General features: G+C 53.9%; 2 protein-coding genes and 1 pseudogene. All 3 read left to right on the plus strand.

Translation table 11 applies throughout. The features are described 5' to 3' along the window. Positions 1-986: RHS repeat-associated core domain-containing protein (locus tag ACF8SD_RS02605; RefSeq protein WP_392483526.1), on the plus strand; the 986-nt coding region annotated here is incomplete at its 5' end. Between the two features lie 10 nt (positions 987-996). Continuing rightward, complete coding sequence (locus ACF8SD_RS02610; RefSeq protein ID WP_392483528.1) at positions 997-1,488, plus strand: SMI1/KNR4 family protein; 492 nt, start codon at positions 997-999, stop codon at positions 1,486-1,488. Positions 1,489-1,768: 280 nt separating this feature from the next. Next, positions 1,769-2,802: pseudogene (locus ACF8SD_RS02615) on the plus strand (type IV secretion protein Rhs); the annotation flags it as partial.

Here is a 2,802-nt window from a genome sequence, read left to right on the forward strand (position 1 = left end):
ACTTCAGCTATGACTGCGAGAACCGGCTGGTGCGGGCGAAGACGTTGGTCAATGGCAAGCTGGCAAGCCAAGGCGAGTACCGGTACGACAGCTTGGGGAGGCGAATAGCCAAACAGGCGGGAATGAATGGCGAGGTAGAGCAGAAGCGCTTCCTCTGGCAAGGCTTGCGGATGCTGCGGGAGGAAACTCCTGGGCACAGCAGCTTGTACCTGTACGAGCCGGGTAGCTATGCGCCGTTGGCGCGGGTTGATCAGGTTGAAGGGAAAGGGCAGAAGGTCTATTACTTCCATACTGACCAGATTGGCACGCCGCTGGAGCTTACGAACAGCGATGGCGCAGTCGTTTGGCAAGCTACGTACCGCTCGTGGGGCATGCTAGAGCAGCTAGATATTAGTGAAGTCGAGCAGAACCTTCGATTTCAAGGGCAATACTTCGACGTTGAGAGTGAGCTGCATTATAATACCTTCCGTTATTATGCGTCGGATATTGGGCGCTTTATAACTCAAGATCCATTGGGTTTAGGTGGCGGTGTAAATCTTTACCAATATGCGCCTAATGCCACTGCATGGATTGATCCTTGGGGGCTATCTTTCAAGAGTGTGAATTTTGAGGGTTCGCCTGAGTTGTTCCCCGTAACCGGCAACCAAAAAAATATCGTATCTATTCAAATGCAAGGGTCTCGAGGTCGAGACTTTACTGAAGCTTACAAGCAAGCTGGTTTGTCGAAGGCGCAGGTCAAATCGATTGGTAAATATACTTGGCATCATTTGGATGATTTCGATCCTGTAACTGGTAAGGGGACAATGCAGTTAGTAACTCAGGCCGCGCACGAGGCTTCGTTGCCCCATACAGGGTCGGTGGCACAATTCGAGAAGCATTTCGGTTTGCCTTCTGGATCTTACGGGACACCTGAAGCTGTAGCTATCTCGCAGGACAAGGGGTGGCTGAAAGGGCGCCCACAAAAAATAACGTCTACAACTTGTTGAGGACTATATGGTGGATGATTTTAAACTCTTCAATTCTGATGTCGCTATTTCAGTGCTTGATATTGATGCACTTGAGTCTGAAATCGGTATGAGATTCCCTGCGGAATTTAGGGCGCTATACCTGACCTTCAATGGGGGTGAGCCTAATCGGGCATTTTGGGCGGAAGACGAAAATTATGAGCCGATTAGAGTTGAAGATTTTAAGAGTATTGCTAGTGATGGCGCTGTAGACAAGGAAGAGACTAAGTACATAGGTGGTTGTTTCAGGTTGATGGTGAGCAGGAATGTCTTGCCAGCACACTTGGTGCCATTTGCCGTAGATGAGGCGGGTAACTTTATTTGTCTTGATAAAAATGAGGGCAAGGTAATTTATTTTGCGGTGGACATTTTTCAGCCCGATATTGATATGCATCTAAATCACATCAATGCTCAACGGGTTCTTTCGTTTTCATTCCATGAGTTCATTGGGTCCTTGATTCATGAGGATCAAGTTGATCAGTGAGTGTGTGAGGTGTTGCCCTGAAGGCTGAAAGCTTTTACTGGCTTTAGCGCTTTAGCGTGAATGTCAGTGAATGTCAGTGAATGTCAGTGAATGCTGGCTTTAATTCAACCTTCGGCGCTATACTTTCTAAGTGGATTTAGTTTGGCTGGGATCTTTAATAACTTAACGTCGGAGGGCTGAGGCGTTAGCCTCAGTCATTCCAGTAAACGAGTCACACTGAATAGAACGTCCTGCAGCAGTCAGGCGAGATTGCTCTTTTAGCCGATAATTCGACAACTAGGCCGTTGAAACGCTCACACAGTACCGCTACGACGAACACGGCCAGCTGAGCGCGGTGATCAACCGCAACGGCGACACCGTTCGCAACTTCAGCTACGCCGACGGCCTGATGGTGACCCACAGCAACGCGCTGGGGCTGGGCTGCCACTACCGTTGGCAAACCCTGGGCGACAAGCCGCGCGTGGTTGAACACTGGACCAGCGACGGCGAGCATTACCACTTCCGCTACGACCTCGACAGCCGAACCAGCTGGGCCACCGACGTGCTCGGCCGTGAGCTGCAAGTGCAGTACAACGCCGACCACCGCGTGGTCGCCAGCCGCGACTACGGTGGCGAACGTTACGCCATCGAGCTGGACGAGCACGGCAACATGGTCGGCCTGGGCCTGCCAGACGGCAACCGGCTCGCCTTCAAGTACGATGAATACGCCCGCCTGCTGGAAGAAATCGATCCACTGGGGCGCAAGATCCAGTACGAGTACCACCAGCTGACCACGCTGGTGACCAAAGTCAGCTACCCGGATGGCAGCACCTGGCAGGCGCGCTACGACGACAAGGGCAACCTGCTCGCCGAATTCGATGCCCTCGGCCAGATGACCGAGTACCTGAACAGCGATGACGGCCTGCCGCACACCATCATCGACGCGACCTACAAGTCCAAGTACCTGTGGTGGAACACCCTGGCCCAGGTCGAGCGTTACCAGGATTGCTCGGGCAAGAGCACGTACTACCGCTATGACGAGCGCCAGCACCTGGTCGCGGTAACGGACGCGCTGAACCAGACCACCACGCTGGAGCGCAAGCCCGACGGCGAAGTGCTGCGTATCAGCCACCCGGACGGCACCACGGAAACCTTCACCTACAACGCCTACGGTCAGGTGCTCAGCCACACCGACGGCAAGGGCCAGACCACCCGCCTGATACGCACGGCCCGCGGCCTGCCGAGCAGCCGCCAGGATGCCAAGGGCCAGCGGGTTCGCTACGCGTACGACAAGGCCATTCGCCTGACCGCGCTGGTCAACGAGAACAACGCGAC

Source organism: Pseudomonas sp. CJQ_9 (genome assembly GCF_043106615.1).
Taxonomy (GTDB): Bacteria; Pseudomonadota; Gammaproteobacteria; order Pseudomonadales; family Pseudomonadaceae; genus Aquipseudomonas; species Aquipseudomonas juntendi.